Origin of the sequence: Catellatospora sp. TT07R-123 (assembly GCF_018327705.1) — a bacterium.
Lineage (GTDB): Bacteria > Actinomycetota > Actinomycetes > Mycobacteriales > Micromonosporaceae > Catellatospora.
In genome coordinates this window covers 1,932,943-1,949,021 of sequence record NZ_BNEM01000002.1, presented here as the reverse complement: position 1 = coordinate 1,949,021, position 16,079 = coordinate 1,932,943, and the positions used below count along the sequence as shown (strand labels likewise).

The 16,079-nt window shown below is 73.8% G+C and carries 19 protein-coding genes; 16 read left to right on the top strand and 3 right to left on the bottom strand.

What is annotated here, in order from left to right; translation table 11 throughout:
* Window positions 1–27: 27 nt before the first annotated feature.
* Window positions 28–1,041: a hypothetical protein gene (locus Cs7R123_RS28725; protein ID WP_212831010.1), complete on the bottom strand. Its 1,014-nt coding sequence runs from the start codon at window positions 1,039–1,041 to the stop codon at window positions 28–30.
* 193 nt (window positions 1,042–1,234) lie between these two features.
* Between Cs7R123_RS28725 and Cs7R123_RS28720 the strand changes: the two genes are divergently transcribed.
* The 7 genes from Cs7R123_RS28720 to der all read left to right on the top strand — a co-directional run bounded on the left by Cs7R123_RS28720 (window position 1,235) and on the right by der (window position 6,296).
* Entirely contained in the window at window positions 1,235–1,969 is a 735-nt protein-coding gene (locus tag Cs7R123_RS28720; protein ID WP_212831009.1) for a hypothetical protein, read from the top strand.
* A 63-nt stretch (window positions 1,970–2,032) separates the two neighbouring features.
* On the top strand, window positions 2,033–2,593 hold the full coding sequence (locus Cs7R123_RS28715; protein WP_212831008.1) for an NUDIX hydrolase: 561 nt from the start codon (window positions 2,033–2,035) through the stop codon (window positions 2,591–2,593).
* 66 nt (window positions 2,594–2,659) lie between these two features.
* Window positions 2,660–3,310, top strand: a complete 651-nt coding sequence (locus Cs7R123_RS28710) for an endonuclease V (RefSeq protein WP_280517362.1) — start codon at window positions 2,660–2,662, stop codon at window positions 3,308–3,310.
* A complete protein-coding gene (locus tag Cs7R123_RS28705; RefSeq protein ID WP_212831004.1) occupies window positions 3,291–3,719 on the top strand; it encodes a YbaB/EbfC family nucleoid-associated protein in 429 nt (142 codons plus the stop codon). The genes Cs7R123_RS28710 and Cs7R123_RS28705 overlap by 20 nt, the downstream gene beginning before the upstream one ends.
* Window positions 3,706–4,035 carry a hypothetical protein gene (locus Cs7R123_RS28700; RefSeq protein WP_212831003.1) on the top strand — a complete coding sequence of 110 codons (330 nt, stop codon included), beginning with the start codon at window positions 3,706–3,708 and terminating at the stop codon, window positions 4,033–4,035. Before Cs7R123_RS28705 ends, Cs7R123_RS28700 begins: the two co-directional genes overlap by 14 nt.
* A gap of 177 nt (window positions 4,036–4,212) precedes the next feature.
* On the top strand, window positions 4,213–4,881 hold the full coding sequence (gene cmk, locus Cs7R123_RS28695; protein ID WP_244872205.1) for a (d)CMP kinase: 669 nt from the start codon (window positions 4,213–4,215) through the stop codon (window positions 4,879–4,881).
* Entirely contained in the window at window positions 4,878–6,296 is a 1,419-nt protein-coding gene (der, locus tag Cs7R123_RS28690; RefSeq protein ID WP_212831002.1) for a ribosome biogenesis GTPase Der, read from the top strand. Before cmk ends, der begins: the two co-directional genes overlap by 4 nt.
* A 214-nt stretch (window positions 6,297–6,510) precedes the next feature.
* On the opposite strand, the gene Cs7R123_RS28685 is transcribed toward der, so the two are convergent.
* Entirely contained in the window at window positions 6,511–6,720 is a 210-nt protein-coding gene (locus Cs7R123_RS28685) for a cation transporter (protein WP_212831001.1), read from the bottom strand.
* A 121-nt stretch (window positions 6,721–6,841) separates the two neighbouring features.
* Between Cs7R123_RS28685 and Cs7R123_RS28680 the strand changes: the two genes are divergently transcribed.
* The 6 genes from Cs7R123_RS28680 (at window position 6,842) to mscL (ending at window position 11,019) form a co-directional block, all read left to right on the top strand.
* The gene (locus Cs7R123_RS28680; protein ID WP_212831000.1) at window positions 6,842–7,204 is read left to right on the top strand and encodes a helix-turn-helix transcriptional regulator; all 363 of its coding nucleotides are present in this window, start codon (window positions 6,842–6,844) and stop codon (window positions 7,202–7,204) included.
* Window positions 7,201–7,776 (top strand): SRPBCC domain-containing protein, encoded by a 576-nt coding sequence (locus Cs7R123_RS28675; protein WP_212830999.1) that lies wholly within the window; start codon window positions 7,201–7,203, stop codon window positions 7,774–7,776. The genes Cs7R123_RS28680 and Cs7R123_RS28675 overlap by 4 nt, the downstream gene beginning before the upstream one ends.
* Before the next feature lie 70 nt (window positions 7,777–7,846).
* Window positions 7,847–8,929 (top strand): type III polyketide synthase, encoded by a 1,083-nt coding sequence (locus Cs7R123_RS28670; protein WP_212830998.1) that lies wholly within the window; start codon window positions 7,847–7,849, stop codon window positions 8,927–8,929.
* Window positions 8,926–9,444, top strand: coding sequence for an isoprenylcysteine carboxyl methyltransferase family protein (locus Cs7R123_RS28665; RefSeq protein WP_244872204.1), 519 nt, complete (start codon window positions 8,926–8,928; stop codon window positions 9,442–9,444). Before Cs7R123_RS28670 ends, Cs7R123_RS28665 begins: the two co-directional genes overlap by 4 nt.
* Complete coding sequence (locus Cs7R123_RS28660; protein ID WP_244872203.1) at window positions 9,441–10,487, top strand: NAD(P)/FAD-dependent oxidoreductase; 1,047 nt, start codon at window positions 9,441–9,443, stop codon at window positions 10,485–10,487. Before Cs7R123_RS28665 ends, Cs7R123_RS28660 begins: the two co-directional genes overlap by 4 nt.
* 82 nt (window positions 10,488–10,569) lie before the next feature.
* Window positions 10,570–11,019: a large conductance mechanosensitive channel protein MscL gene (gene mscL, locus Cs7R123_RS28655; protein ID WP_212830997.1), complete on the top strand. Its 450-nt coding sequence runs from the start codon at window positions 10,570–10,572 to the stop codon at window positions 11,017–11,019.
* A gap of 4 nt (window positions 11,020–11,023) precedes the next feature.
* Here mscL and Cs7R123_RS28650 read toward each other — a convergent pair whose 3' ends face one another.
* Complete coding sequence (locus Cs7R123_RS28650) at window positions 11,024–13,186, bottom strand: protein kinase (RefSeq protein ID WP_212830995.1); 2,163 nt, start codon at window positions 13,184–13,186, stop codon at window positions 11,024–11,026.
* 252 nt (window positions 13,187–13,438) lie between these two features.
* Between Cs7R123_RS28650 and Cs7R123_RS28645 the strand changes: the two genes are divergently transcribed.
* From Cs7R123_RS28645 to Cs7R123_RS28635, 3 genes are all read left to right on the top strand, one after another.
* Entirely contained in the window at window positions 13,439–14,065 is a 627-nt protein-coding gene (locus Cs7R123_RS28645; protein ID WP_212830993.1) for an alpha-ketoglutarate-dependent dioxygenase AlkB, read from the top strand.
* 25 nt (window positions 14,066–14,090) lie between these two features.
* Window positions 14,091–14,732, top strand: coding sequence for a bifunctional 2-polyprenyl-6-hydroxyphenol methylase/3-demethylubiquinol 3-O-methyltransferase UbiG (locus tag Cs7R123_RS28640; RefSeq protein ID WP_212830991.1), 642 nt, complete (start codon window positions 14,091–14,093; stop codon window positions 14,730–14,732).
* A gap of 84 nt (window positions 14,733–14,816) precedes the next feature.
* The gene (locus Cs7R123_RS28635) at window positions 14,817–16,049 is read left to right on the top strand and encodes a threonine/serine exporter ThrE family protein (protein ID WP_244872473.1); all 1,233 of its coding nucleotides are present in this window, start codon (window positions 14,817–14,819) and stop codon (window positions 16,047–16,049) included.
* Window positions 16,050–16,079 lie beyond the last annotated feature (30 nt).

Sequence of the window (16,079 nt, the reverse complement as noted above, 5' to 3'; positions counted from 1 at the left end):
GGGGTGCCGGGGGAGGGACGTCGAGCGCTAGCCGAGCAGGGCGTTGACGACCGTGGTCGCGTTGTCCTCGTGCTTGGCGTACGCGTCGGGGAAGGCCGAGATCTGCACCGACTGCGCGGCCACCGTCAGCGGCAGGTTCTGCCAGCCGTCGACGGTCACCAGCACGGCGTAGAAGGCGCCCGCCGAGTACGACGGGTTCATGATCTGCTGGACGGTGCCCCAGCTGCCGCTGGCCCGCTGCTGGAACAGGCCGACCGAGTCGTGGTCGGCACCGGTGCCCTGGTGCGGGTAGTCCAGCGACTCCGGCACCGCGTAGCTGGCCAGGTTGTACAGGGCGCTCTCCTGCATGGAGGTGGCCACCGCGATGACCATCGCCCGCCTGGGCAGGCCCATGTCCAGGGCCTTCTTGACGATCGCCGCCGCGTTGTCCATCTGCTGCTGGTCCAGGCCGGCGACCGGCCTGACCACGTGCTTGGTCGGCTTGGGCTTCGGCGGCGGCGCGGCGGGCTTGCGGGTGAACGTCGGGCTCGGCTTCGGCGGAGCCGGCTTGGTCGGCTTCGGCTTCGGCGACGCGCTCGGGGAGGTGCTCGGGGAGGCGCTGGGCGTGGGCGAGGAGGCGCTGGGAGACGCACTGGGCGAGGCGCTCGCCGTGGGGGCGGCCAGGTCGGGCGAGCGGCTCAGCAGCGACCGGCTGGCGGCGTCGTCCCGGTCCGCGACGCGCTGCACGGTCAGGGTCGGCGCCGGCAGCGCGGCGTTCGGGTCGGGGTTGCCGCCGTTGACCCCGCTGAACAGGGCGAACGTGCCGATGCCGACGAGCGCGGCAGTGGTGAGCAGCGGGGCGACGGCGCGCTGCAACGCGGTGGGCGCGGCGCGGTGGGCGGGTTCGTAGCCACCGTGGCGGCCGCGCCGAACGGGGGCTTCGTCGGCGGCGGAGGCGCGGGGACGGACGAGGGCGGTCGGCTGGAGCGCTGCTGGGGCGGTGGCGCGCCGGAAAGACGCCTGTTCGCCGAAGGGCAGCTCACGGGGGTCACGCGGGGGCATGCCGGGAATAGTAGAGACGCAAAACCGCAGGTCAAAAGGGGTGCGCTCAGTTTTCTTCCAGCTGCGCCCTGATTTGGGGCGAATTGCGGGGACTTGTGCTGAGAATCTTTGCCCAGCTGCGCAAATGTTGGGATCAGGTAAGGCTTCCCGGCGGACCCGCTCCGGCGGGCGCGGGCTCGGTACAGTGCCGCCCGTGACCGAGCGCCCCACACGGCCCCTGCCACCCGCGGTCGACCCGTGGGCCGGGCAGGACGACACCGCCGTCAACATCGTCGGCATGTCGGGCATTCCGACCCGGCCCGAGCCCGCCCCGCCCGCGCCGACCGGCGTCCTGCCCGGACCCCAGATCGTGTATGTCGAGCGGCCACGGCGCCGCCGCTGGCCCTGGGTGCTCGGGGTCCTCGGCGTGCTGGGCCTGGCCTGCTGCGGCGCGGCCGCGGTGCTGACCGAGCCGATCCGCGCGCAGTACCCGGTGCACACCGAGATCCACGGGCGCGTCGCCGGGTTCGTCGTCGACGCCGACCCGAAGGTGCGGGCCGAGGCCGTCAAGATCGTCGCGAAGATCAAGGCCGAGCAGGGCGCCGACGGCGCGTTCGCGGCGAAGCTGGACGATCCGCGGGACCCGAAGCGGCCGGTGGTGGTGTTCGGGGCCACGCGGCTGGTGTGGGACCCGGCGGCCGAGATGAAGAAGGCGATCGGCGGGCTCGGCGACGGCCAGGTCACCGGCGTGACGGCGTACCCGGTGCGGGTGCGCGACGCCCAGCTGCGCTGCGCCGACACCCACGACGACCAGGGCGTCGCGGTGGTCGTGTGCGCGTGGTTCGACCACGGCAGCGTCGGGGTCGGGCTCTTCTACGGCGGGCGTACGAAGGACGACAGCGCCGCCGCGCTGCGCGAGATCCGGGCGGCGATCCTCGTCAAGGATTGACGGCCGTCGCCGTCGTCGCTGGTCGGCGGGTTATCCACAGGGTCCGAACGCGCGGGCCCGCGGATGTCTACCATCAGCCGGGTGAACGAGACCCTGCACGCCGACGCGCTCGCCCTGTTGACCGGGTGGCAGCCGCCCGCCGACGCGCACGACGACTGGCGCCGCACCCTGGACCTGCTCGCCCTCGGGCCGCAGGTCATGGCCAAGCCGCACCCCGGCGGCCACCTCACCGCCAGCGCGGTGATCGTGTCGCACGACCGCAGCCGGGTGCTGCTGTGCCTGCACGGCAAGCACGACATCTGGTGCCAGGTCGGCGGCCACTGCGAGCCCGGCGACGCGACCATGGCCGCCGCGGCGCTGCGCGAGGCGACCGAGGAGTCCGGGATCGCCGGGCTCACCGTCGACCCGGTGCCGGTCGACGTCGACGTGCACGACGTGCCGTGCGGCGGCCGCCCCAACCACCACCACGACGTGATCTTCCTGGTCTACGCGCCGCCGCAGGCCCAGGAGCTGGTCAGCGAGGAGTCGCACGAGCTGGGCTGGTTCGACCCGGCCGCGCTGCCCTCGCCGCTGGGCACCGACACCGGCCGCGTCGTGGCCAACGCGCTGCGCCGGCTGGGCTGAGCCGTGCGCGTCGAGCACGAACCGTGGCCGCGCGATCCCGAGCAGGCCGAGCGCATCCAGCTCGCGCTGCGCGAGCAGGTCGTCCCCGATGGTGAGGTGACCGGGGTGCGCACCGTCGCCGGGCTGGACGTGTCATACGACCCCGACTCCGCGCGGGTGGTGGCGGCCGCGGTCGTGCTGGCGCTGCCCGACCTGACCGTGCTGGAGGCGGTCACGGTCCCCGGCGAGGCGACGTTCCCGTACGTGACCGGCCTGCTGGCCTTCCGCGAGCTGCCGACGCTGGTCGAGGCGCTGCGGCGGCTCACGGTCACCCCCGACGTGCTGGTCTGCGACGGGTACGGCGTGGCCCACCCGCGCCGCTTCGGCCTGGCCTGCCACCTCGGCGTGCTCACGGGGCTGCCCACGTTCGGGGTGGCCAAGACCCCGCCGCCGCTGGCCCGCCCCGACGAGGCGGCCGGCGTCCGCGCCGCCCCCGGCCCGGCGCGCGGGGACTGGTCGCCGCTGGTCGAGGACGGGCAGGTGCTCGGGCGGGCGCTGCGTACCCGCGAAGGGGTCAAGCCGGTCTTCGTCTCCGTCGGCCACCGCATCGGCCTCGACGCCGCCACCGACCTCACCCTTGCCCTGTGCCGGGGTTTCCGGCTGCCGGAGACCACCCGCCAGGCCGACCAACTGTCCCGACGCGTGCTGGGAGGCGTGTATGCCACCGACCGACCGTGACGCCAACGCCGCGCTGCGGGCCCGCTTCGACGAGGTCCACAGCCGCTACACGCACCTGCGCGACAACGTCGCCGAACTCAAGCGCCGCCTGGACGGGCTGGAGGTCACCGCACGCTCGCCCGACGGCACCGTCACCGTGGCCGTCGGCGCCCGCGGGCAGCTCACCAGGCTGCGCCTGCACGAGAAGGCATACGCCCACCGCCCGGACCGGCTCGCCGACCTGATCACCGAGACCACGAGGAAGGCCGAGACCGCCGCGGGCGAGGCGGTGCTGCGGCTGACGGCGCAGGTGGTGCCCGCCGAGGCGGGCGTGGCCGACCTACTGCGCGGCGGCGACCTCGGCGGCCTGCTGCGCCGCCACGACGAGGCCCTCGGCTGGCGCCCGGCAGGCGACGATGGACGGCGGTGAGCTGCGGCTCGACCCCGACGCGGCGGTGCGCGCCGGAGCGGACCTGCACGACGCCGCCGACCGGATGGCGCGGCTGCGCGACGGTGCCGGGGAGAGGCTCGCCACGGGCGGCACGGCCGCGCCGTGGGGCCGCGACGCCCTGGGCGCCTCGTTCGCGGCCAACTACGACCCGAACGCCGGACCCGTGCTCCAGCTGTGGCGCGACGCCGCGCAGCAGGCCGCGCTGATGGGCCAGCAGATCACCCGGGCCGCCCGCCGCACGGCCGAAGTCGACAGGGCCGGGGCGCACCGCCTCGACCAGGCCGGCGGCCTGTGAACCCGGTCACCGGCCGGGATCGAAGCGGCAGCCGGTGGCGTTGTGCCGCCAGGGGCGTGTGCGCAGGCAGAGGAGGGTGGGACGTGTTCTGCGCCGCGTCCGGACCCGGCTGCCTGCTTACCCTTCGGACGCACCGGGCAGAATGGGAGCATCAAACCTAGGGGCGGAGGATAGGTCGTGGCTGAGCTGCGCTGTGTGGTGGCGGTGGACGGTCCGTCGGGCTCGGGCAAGTCGACGGTGTCGCGGCGGCTGGCACAGCTGCTCGACGCCCGCTACCTGGACACCGGCGCGATGTACCGCGCGGCCACCTGGGCGGTGCTGCAGGCCGGGGTCGACCTGGCCGACACCGACGGCATCGCCAAGGTCGTGGTCGACCTGGAGCTGCTGATCACCACCGACCCCGCGCACCCCTCGATCAGCGCCAACGGCGAGAATGTCGACGGGCCGATCCGCGGGCCCGAGGTCACCGCGGCGGTGTCCGCCGTGTCGGCAGTGCCGTTCGTGCGGCAGGTCATGGTCGCGCGCCAGCGCGCGCTCATCGACGAGTCGGCCCGGATCGTGGTCGAGGGCCGCGACATCGGCAACATCGTCGCCCCCGACGCCGACCTGAAGGTCTTCCTGACCGCCTCGTCGGCCGAGCGCGCCCGCCGCCGCAGCACCGAGAACGCCACCGATCACGCCGCGACCGAGGCCGACCTGGCCCGCCGTGATCACCTGGACTCCACCCGCAAGGTCAACCCGTTGCAGCAGGCCGCCGACGCGGTCGTGCTCGACTCGACCGAGCTGGGCATCGATGAGGTCGTCAGCGAGCTGCACCGGCTGCTGACGACAAGGAAGGCAGCATGAGCGAGAGTGAATGGACCGAGCTGGTCGTCGTCGAGACGGCGGAGCCTGAGGTGTCGGCCGAACCGGCCGCCCCGCAGCCGGTCCTGGCGGTGGTGGGCCGCCCCAACGTGGGCAAGTCCACCCTCGTCAACCGCATCATCGGCCGCCGTCAGGCGGTCGTCGAGGACATCCCGGGCGTGACCCGCGACCGCGTCGCGTACGACGCGCAGTGGGCGGGCCGCCGGTTCACCGTCGTGGACACCGGCGGCTGGGAGCCCGACGCGAAGGACCGCGCCGCCGCCATCGCCGCGCAGGCCGAGGCGGCCGTCGCCATGGCCGACGTGGTGCTGTTCGTGGTCGACGCGACGGTGGGCGCCACCGACGTGGACGAGAAGGCCGTACGCATGCTGCGCCGCAGCGCCAAGCCGGTGCTGCTGATCGCCAACAAGGCGGACAACAACACCATCGAGCACGAGGCGCATGCCCTGTGGGCGCTGGGCCTCGGCCAGCCGTGGCCCGTCTCGGCCCTGCACGGCCGCGGCTCCGGCGACCTGCTCGACGCGGTGCTGGCGGCGTTCCCGAAGGAGGCTCCGCGCGAGACCTTCGCGGTCGGGCCGCGCGGCCCGCGCCGGATCGCCCTGGTCGGGCGCCCGAACGTGGGCAAGTCCAGCCTGCTCAACCGGCTGGCCAACGAGGAGCGCTCGGTCGTCGACCCCGTCGCCGGCACCACGGTCGACCCGGTCGACTCGCTGGTGGTCATCGGCGGCGAGACCTGGCAGTTCGTCGACACCGCCGGGCTGCGCAAGCGCGTCGGCAAGGCCAGCGGCACCGAATACTTCGCGTCGCTGCGTACCGCGGCGGCGATCGAGGCGGCCGAGGTCACCGTGGTGCTGCTGGACTCCAGCGAGGTCATCAGCGAGCAGGACCAGCGCCTGCTGTCGATGGTCACCGAAGCCGGCCGCGGCGTGGTGCTCGCCTTCAACAAGTGGGACCTCGTCGACGCCGACCGGCGGCACTACCTGGACAAGGAGATCGAGCGGGAGCTCAAGCGCATCCCGTGGGCGCTGCGCGTCAACATCTCCGCCAAGACCGGCCGCGCCGTGGAGAAGATCGCCCCGGCCCTGCGTACGGCGCTGGCCAGCTGGGAGAAGCGCGTCCCGACGGGCCAGCTCAACCAGTGGCTGACCGCCCTGGTCCAGGCCACCCCGCACCCGGTGCGCGGCGGACGCGCCCCCCGCATCCTCTTCGCCACCCAGCCCGGCGTGGCCCCGCCGAAGTTCGTCCTCTTCACGACAGCCCCCCTCGACCCGGGCTACATCCGCTTCGTCGAGCGCAAGCTGCGCGAGGAGTTCGGCTTCGACGGCAGCCCCATCGACATCTCAGTAAAGCCCCGCAAGGAAAAGGGCCCCGGCGGCCGCGGCAAAACCCACGGCTAACCCCGTTCTACCGCCCGCCCCCGCGGCCCCGGGCCGCACCCCTCTCCGCGTCGATCATGAACTTATGGCACGGGTCGACGGTGTGTCGTGGGCACAGCTTCCTGGTCAACTCGCTTAGGCGTTGACGATCAGGAGGTTGTGCCCGAGACACACCGTCGACCCGTGCCATAAGTTCATGATCAACCGGGTGGTGGGGGCCGGGGTGGGTGGTGGGTTAGAGGGGGATGGCGGGGTAGCCGTGGTGGGTGATGGTGGTGGCTACGTCGGCGGGGGTTGTCGCGGGGGAGAGGTCTACCTCGGTGCGGGCGGTGGTGTGGCTGGTGTGGGTGGCCAGGACGCCGGGTAGCTGGGATACGGCCTGGTCGATGAGGTCGGCGCAGTTCTCGCAGTGGATGCCGGATACGGCGAAGGCGTGCTTGCCCATGGAGACTCCTCGGGTGCGGCGTGGGGGATTCGAGGGGATAACTGCCGTTCGGGGGTACGGGTCACCTCGACCTTCTCTTTAAGTCCTTGCTTATATAAGGCCGGACGTATATTGTCGGTACGTGCACGCGTTCGACATCCTCGGCGATCCCGTCCGGCGTCGGATCCTCGAACTGCTCGCCTCGGGCGAGCGGTCCGCGGGAGACCTCGCCGCCGTGGTGCAGGCCGAGTTCGGGATCTCGCAACCCGCGGTCTCCCAGCATCTGAAGGTGCTGCGCGACAACGGCTTCGCGACGGTACGTGCCGAGGGCACGCGCCGTCTCTACGCCGTCGACGCCGAACCCCTGCGGCAGGTCGACGAGTGGCTCGATCCCTACCGGCGCTTCTGGACGCAGCGCCTGGACGCCCTGGCCACCGAACTGGCCCGGGGCAGACAAGAGCGGCAGCAGGCCGACCCGACCACGAAAGGCACCGACCAGCCATGAACAGCACTGAGACCGCCAAGACCGACATCGAGCTGTACCGGCGCGAGATCGCCGCCGGCGAGGCGCGCTGCGCCGTCTTCCGCCGCGTGTACGACGCGAGCATCGAGGACGTGTGGGACGCATGCACCGACCCGGAGCGGCTGGCCCGCTGGTACGCCCCCGTGCAGGGCGACCTGCGCGTCGGCGGCGAGTTCAGCCAGGGCGACTTCGGGCCCGGCCGGGTGCTGCGCTGCGAGGCGCCGCGCCTGCTCACCGTGGCCCTGGGCGGCGGCGACCCGGCGCCGGACGAGATCGAGCTCCGCCTGTCCGAGGGCCCGGACGGCACCACGGTCCTGGAGTTCGAGCACGCGACGACGCTGTCCGAGCACAACATCGGCGGCCAGCTGTTCGACGCCGTGTACTGCATGGGCGGCGGCTACGGCCCGCGCCTGGTGACCCTGGACCGCTACCTGGGCGGCACTCTCGGCGACGTCGACGCGACCCAGCTGCACCTGCGCGAGGACCTGCGCCCGGCCATCGAGCACGCGATGTCGGCCCTGGCCGTACTCGTCGAGAAGGACAAGAACCGCTGACGAGCCGGCTGACCGCCCCCGTCGGGCGTGGTGGACGGGCGGGGCACCGCCGGCGCGGTAGGGTCGCGTGATGAGTGACGTCGATGTCCGCGCCCCTCAGGTGGCGTCGGTCGCAGTACGCTTCCCCGCGCACCGATACCGCCAGGAGGACATCGTCGCCGAGTTCGCCCAGCTCTGCCTACCGGCGTCGCACCCGTCCCGCGAAGCCTTCGCCCGCTTCGGCCGCAACACCGGCGTGCGCACCCGCCACCTCGCCCTCCCGCTGGACAGCTACGCGGACATCACCGGTTTCACCCAGGCCAATGACCACTTCATCGAGGTCGCCCTCGAACTCGGCGAGGCCGCGCTGCGCGGCGCGCTGGACGCGGCGGGAGTGGACGCCGCCGAAGTGGACCTGATCGCGACCACCAGCGTCACCGGCCTGGCCGTCCCGTCGCTGGAGGCCCGGCTGGCGCAGCGGGTGGGGCTGCGCCCGGACGTCAAGCGGCTGCCGCTGTTCGGCCTGGGCTGCGTCGCGGGCGCGGCCGGGGTGGCGCGGCTGCACGACTACCTGCGCGCCTGGCCGGGTCACACGGCGGTGCTGCTGGCGGTGGAGCTGTGCTCGCTGACGTTGCAGCAGGAGGACACCACCGCCGCGAACCTGGTCGCCACCAGCCTGTTCGGTGACGGCGCGGCCGCGGTGGTGCTGGTGGGCGGCGACCGGCCGCTGCCGGGGCCGGGCCGGCCGCGGGTGCTGGCCACGCGCAGCCGCCTCTACCCGGACACCGAGCAGGTGATGGGCTGGCGGATCGGGTCGAGCGGCTTCCGGATCGTGCTGTCGACGGAGGTCGCGCCGATCGCCGAGCGGTATCTCGGCGACGACGTGCGCGGGTTCCTGGCCGAGTTCGGCCTGTCCCCGGCCGACGTGGGCACCTGGGTGTGCCATCCCGGCGGCCCGAAGGTGATCGACACCGTGCAGCGGGTGCTGGACCTGCCCGCCGCGGCGCTGGAGCCGACGCGGATGTCCCTGGCGGCCCGGGGCAACCTGTCGTCGGTGTCGGTGCTGGACGTGCTGCACGCCGGGTTGGCCGATCCGCCGCCGCCGGGCACGCCCGGCCTCATGATCGCGATGGGGCCGGGGTTCTGTTCCGAGCTCGTGCTGCTGGAGTGGTGAGCGTGCTGCCGTACACCCTGCTGATCCTCGCCGTGGCGGCCGAGCGGCTGGTGGAACTGGTCGTGTCGCGGCGGCATGCCGCGTGGGCGCGGGCCCGGGGCGGCCGCGAGTTCGGCCGGGGCCACTACCCGGCGATGGTGGCGATCCACACCGGACTGCTGGCGGGCTGCCTGGCCGAGGTGTGGCTGGCCGACCGGCCGTTCCTGCCCGCGCTGGGCTGGCCGATGCTGGCGCTGGTGGTGGCGAGCCAGGCGCTGCGCTGGTGGTGTGTGGCCACGCTGGGGCAGCGGTGGAACACGCTGGTGATCGTGGTGCCGGGGCTGCCGCTGGTGGCCCGCGGCCCGTACCGGTGGCTGCGGCATCCCAACTACGTCGCGGTGGTGGTGGAGGGGATCGCGCTGCCGCTGGTGCACACCGCGTGGGTGACGGCGCTGGCGTTCACGCTGGCCAACGCGGCGGTGCTGGCGGTGCGGATCCGGGTGGAGAACGCCGCGCTGGCGCAGGCCGCCGCGTGAGCCCTGGCGCCGGCCTGCGCGACGCCGACCTGCTGGTCGTCGGCGGCGGCCCGGCCGGGCTGGCCACGGCGCTGCTGGCGCGGCGGGCCGGAATGTCGGTGGTGGTGGCCGAGCCCCGCGACGCCCCGATCGACAAGGCGTGCGGCGAGGGGCTGATGCCCGGCGGGCTGGCCCGGCTGCTGGACCTGGGCGTGGACCCGCCGGGCGTGCCGTTCCACGGCATCGGCTACCGGGGGCCGGACCGCGCCGTCGACGCCCGCTTCGCGGCGGGGCCGGGCCGGGGCGTGCGCCGCACGGTGCTCCAGGCCGCGCTGCACGCGGCGGCGCAGCGGGCGGGCGTGGGCTGGGTGCGGCACCGGGTGACCGGCCTGGTGCAGGAGGCGGGCGGCGTCGTCGCGGCGGGGGTACGGGCGAACTGGCTGATCGGCGCCGACGGGCTGCACTCGGCGGTGGCCCGCGCGGCGGGCATCGCCTCGTCGGCCGGCTCGCCGCGCCGCTACGGGCTGCGCCGCCACTGGCGCGTGGCGCCCTGGTCCGACCTGGTCGAGGTGTGGTGGTCGCCGCACGCCGAGGCGTACGTGACCCCGGTCGCCCCGGACGAGGTCGGGGTGGCGATCCTGCACCGGCAGACCGGGGCGTCGTACGAGCGGCTGCTGGCCGGGTTCCCGGGGCTGGTAGCGCGGCTGGCCGGGGCGCAGGCGTGCGGGCCGGTGCGCGGGGCCGGGCCGCTGCGGCGGCGGGTGCGGGCCCGGGTGCAGGGCCGGGTGCTGTTGGTCGGCGACGCGGCCGGGTACGAGGACGCGCTCACCGGCGAGGGGATCAGCCTCGCGTTCGGTCAGGCCGAGGCGGCGGTGGCGGCCCTGGCCGCCGGGCGGCCGGAGGGCTACGAACAGCAGTGGCGCCGCCGCACCCGGACGTATCGGCTGCTCACCCGTGGTCTGGTGCTGGCCACCGCGCCGCGCCCGCTGCGCCGCGCGGTGGTGCCGGTGTGTGCGGCCGCCCCGGCGCTGTTCGGCCGGATCGTGAACGTGCTCGCGGGCTGATGTGAGCGGCTTCACCTGATCATTCCGGCGGAACCGGTGTCGCGGCTGGGTGCATCACCGCAGGTGACGTACGGTGAGGTGCATGCTGAACGGCTTCAAGAACTTCGTCATGCGCGGCAACGTGGTCGACCTGGCGGTCGGTGTGGTGATCGGTGCGGCTTTCACGACGCTGGTCACCCAGTTCACCGCGTCGTTCCTGCAGCCTCTGATCAAGATGATCGGCGCCGGTGGTGCCGTGTCGGGGCTGAAGTTCACGATTCCCGGCGACCAGAACGCCATCGACCTCGGCTCGTTCATCAACGCGCTGATCACGTTCGTGCTGACGGCCGCGGTGCTGTACTTCCTGGTCGTGCTGCCGATGAACAGGCTGGCCGAGCGGCGGGACCAGGGCAAGGAACCCGAGCCGAAGCCGATCACCGAGGACGTCCGGCTGCTGACCGAGATCCGCGACGCGCTGGTCGCGGGGCGGGTGCCCGCGCAGGCCGTACGCGCCGAGACCGGGTCCGCCGCCGAGCCCGTCGCCGAGCGCTGACCGCTCAGGTCTGCGGTTCCAGCGCCACGGCCAGCACGTCGGCCTCGTCGGAGTCGGGGAACGGCGGCGGGCGCAGCACCACGTACGCCAGCGGCGGCCGCAGCACCAGCGCCTCGATGCCGCCCTCGTCGGCGTTGGGCACCGGCGCGTTCCAGGCCGTCCTGCCGTCGGGGGTGATGGCGGCGATGTGCTCGTCGCCGACGACGTAGAGGGTTCCGCCGTCGGGCGCGACCGCCACGCGGGCCCCGCGCAGGCTCGGCCCGGACCACGCGTTCTCGCCGTCGCTCTGGCGTAGCGTGACGATCCGGTCGGCGCCCAGCACCACCAGGTCGCCGAAGAGCGCCATGGTGGCGACGGGACGTTCCCAGACGCGCTGCCAGACGGTGCCGCCGTCGGACAGGCGCATCCGCCGGACCTGCATGCGGTCGCGTACGACCACATGGTCCTCGGTCAGCCGCGCCTCGCCGACGATCCAGTCGTCGTCCGGCGGGCCGCCCGGCCCGCCGGGGCCCCCGTCGCCCGGCCCGCCCGGTCCGCCGCCCCCGGGCGGCCCCTGGTCCGCACCGGCATCGAACTGCTGCTGCCAGACCCGGTCGCCGGAACCCGCCTCGCGCAGCGTGATCGTCACGGTGCCGCCGCTCTGCCGCCGGGTGACCAGCCAGCGGCTGTCGGCGGCCAGCGGCTGCTCCGACGAGGACAGCTCCCATACCCGCACCCCCGCCCGGCTGTACGCCAGCAGCTTCGCGCTCTGCTGCACGAACGCCGTCTCGGTGCTGGTCAGCACGGCGGTCACGGTGCTGGTGGTGTCCACCTCGAACTCGACGCCGCCGGAGACGGTGTTGACCCGGAACAGCTTCGCGCCGCCGGTGACCAGCACGGACGGGCCCCAGTCGTGGACGGCGAGCGTGCCGCTGCTCTTGAGCGGCCTGGTCCACAGCTCCCTGTCGTCGCGGACGTCGCGGGCGAAGACCCGGGTGCCGTCCGTGCCGACGATCCGGCCGTTGCGGTCGATGACCAGCCGGTGCCTGTCCGCACTGGCGTGCGACGCGGCTTGGGCGACCACGTCGCCGCGTCCGCCGGCGCCGCCGCGGCTCGGATCGGGCTCGTCGGAGACGATGTGCAGGCTGGGCCCCGGGCTGGCCTGCCCGTCCGGCGTGCCGCTGCCGCGGCCCAGCGCCCAGGCGACCCCGGCGATCAGCGCGGCGCCGCCGCCCGCGCCCGCGATGAGCAGGGTGCGCCGGGACACGCGCGGCAGCCGCGACGGGGCCGGGTGCGGCCAGCCCTCGGGCGGGGTCGGCGGGTGGTGCGGTCCGGCCGGCAGCGTCCGCTGGACCCCGGGCTGGTACCAGCCCGGGGTCGGGCCGGACACACCGGTGCCGATGAGGATGCGTGCCAGCTCGACGGCGGTCGGCCGGTCCTGCGGGCGCAGGCTGATGCACCGGACGATGAACGGCCGCAGCGTCGGCGACAGCTTGCCCAGGTCGAACCGGCCCTGCGTGACCTGGTTGATCTGCTCGAACATGCTGCCGCCGGAGATCAGCGTGCGGCCGGTGGCGGCGAAGAACAGCAGCGCCCCCAGCGAGAACACGTCCCCGGGCGGCCCGCTCTCCTCGCCCTGGATCCGCTCGGGCGCCATGTACGACGGCGTGCCGACGTTGACGCTGGTGGTCATCCGCTCGTCGGCGGAGTCCAGCGCGATGCCGAAGTCGATGATGTGCGGGCCGTCGTCGTCGAGCAGCACGTTGGCGGGCTTGAGATCGCGGTGGGTGAGCCCGACCCGGTGGATCGAGGCCAGCGCCTCGGCCAGGCCGGTGGCCAGCGTGAGCACTGCCGGCTCGGGCAGCGCGCCGTGCTCGGCGATCTGCCGCTCCAGGCTCGGTCCCTCGATGTACGCGGTGGCCAGCCAGGGCGCCTCGGCCTGGGTGTCGGCGTCGACGACCGCGGCGGTGAACAGCGGGCTGACCGACTTGGCGGCGGCGACCTCGCGGCTGAACCGGCGCCGGAACACCGGGTCGGCGGCCAGCTCCTGACGGATCACCTTGACCGCGACGCGGCGGCCGCTGGGGGAGTGTCCGAGGTAGACGCGGCCCATGCCGCCGCCACCGAGCACCCCGGCGAGCCGGTACGACCCGACCGAGATCGGGTCTGAGGTTTCCAGCGGACGCATAGCTCACCCTCATACACGATTCATCTAAATCTTCGGCGGCATACTATCCCCGTCGATACCTCGGTTCGCATGCTGCGACACGGCTCGATTTCCGGATCGGACGGTCGGCGTGCCGTTCCACCCGGACGGTGCTCGGGTTCCACGGGACGGGACCGTCCCCGCCGCGCGTGCCGTCCCGGGCGTGTCGCGTCGGCGGGCCGCCTCGGCGGACCGCTCGCACAGGTGTACTAACCGGGGTGTATTCTCGCAGCCATGGCCCCAGTCGCCCACCAGCCGTCGATGTTCGATCTCGCCGAGGAGGCGAGCCTGGGCCCGCTCGCCCCGACCCGGCACGAGCTGACCCGCGGCGCGTGGGTCGACCACCTGCCCGCCTGGGTGGCCGGGTCCGAGGCGGTGCTGGAGACGCTGCTCGACGAGGTCGACTGGCGCTCCGGCCGCCGGGAGATGTACGACCGCGACGTCGACGTCCCCCGCCTGCTGCGCTGGTACGGCGGCGGCGAGCCGCTGCCGCACGCGCTGCTGGCCCGGGCCCGCGACCGGCTCAGCGCGCACTACGCCGCCGAGCTGGGCGAACCGTTCGTGACCGCGGGGATGTGCCTCTACCGCGACGGCCGCGACAGCGTCGCCTGGCACGGCGACACCCTCGGCCGCGGCGCCGCGCACGACACCATGGTGGCGATCGTGTCGTTCGGCGAGCCCAGGCCGCTGCTGCTGCGCCCGCGCGGCGGCGGGGACAGCATCCGGTTCCCGCTCGGCCACGGCGACCTCGTCGTGATGGGCGGCTCCTGCCAGCGCACCTGGGAGCACTGCGTCCCGAAGACGGCCCGGCACGTCGGACCCCGGGTCAGCGTCCAGTTCCGGCCCGTGAACGTGGGCTGACCTGCCGCGGCTACGCTGCCTGCGCATGGACGACACCGACCTGGCGTACTGGGAGACCGCGGGCGCCACGAAGACGTACAGCCACCCGCTGCGACCGTCCTGGCTGGACGGGGTGCCGCACGACGCGCGGGTGCTGGACTACGGCTGCGGCTACGGCCGGACCATGAACGAGCTGGCCGGGCTCGGGTTCACCGGGCTGACCGGGGTGGACGTGTCGACGGCGGCGGTCCGCCGGGGCCGGGAGAGCTTTCCGGGGCTGGACCTGCGCGTGGTCGGCCCCGGTGCGGTGCTGCCGTTCGCCGCCGGGGCGTTCGACCTGGTGCTGCTGTTCGCGGTGCTCACCTGCGTGCCGGCCGACGCGGCGCAGGACGGTCTGGTGGCCGAGCTGGTCCGGGTGCTCGCCCCGGGCGGGCTGCTCTACGTCAGCGACCTGCCGTTGCAGCACGACGAGCGCAACCGCGAGCGGTACGCCGCCCACGCCGCAGGCTCGGAGCTGCCGTACGGCACGTTCACCACCGACGACGGCGCGACCTGCCGCCACCACGACCCGGCCTGGCTGCGGGACCTGCTGTCCGCCTGCGACCTGCTGCGCGAGGAGACGATCCCGGTCACCACCATGAACGGCAACGCCGTGCACGCCCTGCAACTACTCGCCCGAAAACCCTGAGCCCGGCCGCCCTGGAAGGTGCCCTTCCTTACCTGTGGGCGGGGGATTTCGCGGGGGACGATCTTGGGTGATACTGCGGCGGTGATGCTCCCCTCCGAGGACATGCTCGAGTTCTTCCGCAAGTGCGGCGCCGCCCTGTGCCTGGCCGGGGAGACGGCCAGCCGCATCCCGGAGGAGCTGTCGGCGCTGGCCGACGCGTACGGGATGCGCAACGTCGAGTTCCTGGTGGTGCCCACGGGCGTATTCGTCCGGGTCGCCGGGCAGGGCGGAGTCACCGTCGACTTCGCCAACGCCGACTCCGCGCCGCTGCGGCTGGACCAGGTCGACCGGCTGTACAAGCTGATGGACCAGGTCAGGGCGGAGCCGATCCCGCCGGCCGAGGCGATCGCGAAGCTGGAAGAGATCATGGCGGCGCCGCCGCGGTTCGGCGCGGTGGTGAGCGTGCTCGGGCACGGGGTGCTGACCGTCGGGATCGGCCTGATGTTCGTCCGCGAGGCGCGGGCGCTGACCATCCTGGCTGCGCTGGGCCTGCTCGTGGGCATCATGCGGCTGCTGGCCGACCGGGTGCAGGTGCTGTCGCTGGCCCTGCCGGTCGCCGCCGCGATGGCGGTCACCGTGGTGGCGTACCGGTTCAGCCCGCAGCTGGGCACCGAACCGGCGAGCCTGCTGATCCCGCCGCTGGCCACGTTCCTGCCCGGGGCGGCGCTGACCCTCGGCGCCCAGGAGATGGTGACCCGGTCGATCATCAGCGGCGCCAGCCGCCTGGTCGCCGGGACGTACGTGCTGCTCCTGCTCACCTTCGGCATCTACGCCGGGATGCAGCTGGCCGGACCGGTCCCCGCCGCGCCGCCGGTCGACCGGCTCGGCCTGTGGGCCGCGTGGGTGGGCGTCGTCGTCTTCGGGCTGGGCATCTACATCAACAGCTCCGCCCCGTCGCGCTCGCTGCCGTGGCTGCTGCTCACCCTGCTGATCGCGTACGGCGCCCAGTACGGCGCCGGGCTGCTGGCCGACAGCCTGTTCGCCGCCTTCGTCGGCGGCCTGGTCATCGTGCCGATGGCGATCGTCGTGCAGCGCCTGGGCGGCCCGCCCGCGCAGGTGGTGTTCCTGCCCGCGTTCTGGCTGCTGGTCCCCGGCGCGCTCGGCCTGATCGGCACGACCGGCGCCACCGGCCTGCTCGCACTGGCCCCCGGCGGCAAGTCCAACCTGGTCACCGCACTGCTGACCGTGGTCGCGGTCTCCCTCGGCGTCCTGGTCGGCTCCAGCCTCATGGCCAACGTCAAGGAAAGCTCGCGTCTCGCCACCGCCCGCGCCGTCTGATGGTGCAGTTTCGGGGAAAGTGCGCGAAAG

Coding starts and splice junctions, on each gene's coding strand:
- mscL (WP_212830997.1), top strand. CDS start 10,570: ATGCTGAACGGCTTCAAGAACTTCGTCATGCGCGGCAACGTGGTCGAC.
- Cs7R123_RS28635 (WP_244872473.1), top strand. CDS start 14,817: ATGCTCCCCTCCGAGGACATGCTCGAGTTCTTCCGCAAGTGCGGCGCC.
- Cs7R123_RS28675 (WP_212830999.1), top strand. CDS start 7,201: ATGAACAGCACTGAGACCGCCAAGACCGACATCGAGCTGTACCGGCGC.
- Cs7R123_RS28715 (WP_212831008.1), top strand. CDS start 2,033: ATGTCTACCATCAGCCGGGTGAACGAGACCCTGCACGCCGACGCGCTC.
- Cs7R123_RS28640 (WP_212830991.1), top strand. CDS start 14,091: ATGGACGACACCGACCTGGCGTACTGGGAGACCGCGGGCGCCACGAAG.
- Cs7R123_RS28700 (WP_212831003.1), top strand. CDS start 3,706: ATGGACGGCGGTGAGCTGCGGCTCGACCCCGACGCGGCGGTGCGCGCC.
- Cs7R123_RS28725 (WP_212831010.1), bottom strand. CDS start 1,041: ATGCCCCCGCGTGACCCCCGTGAGCTGCCCTTCGGCGAACAGGCGTCT.
- Cs7R123_RS28650 (WP_212830995.1), bottom strand. CDS start 13,186: ATGCGTCCGCTGGAAACCTCAGACCCGATCTCGGTCGGGTCGTACCGG.
- Cs7R123_RS28685 (WP_212831001.1), bottom strand. CDS start 6,720: ATGGGCAAGCACGCCTTCGCCGTATCCGGCATCCACTGCGAGAACTGC.
- Cs7R123_RS28705 (WP_212831004.1), top strand. CDS start 3,291: ATGCCACCGACCGACCGTGACGCCAACGCCGCGCTGCGGGCCCGCTTC.
- Cs7R123_RS28645 (WP_212830993.1), top strand. CDS start 13,439: ATGGCCCCAGTCGCCCACCAGCCGTCGATGTTCGATCTCGCCGAGGAG.
- Cs7R123_RS28670 (WP_212830998.1), top strand. CDS start 7,847: ATGAGTGACGTCGATGTCCGCGCCCCTCAGGTGGCGTCGGTCGCAGTA.
- der (WP_212831002.1), top strand. CDS start 4,878: ATGAGCGAGAGTGAATGGACCGAGCTGGTCGTCGTCGAGACGGCGGAG.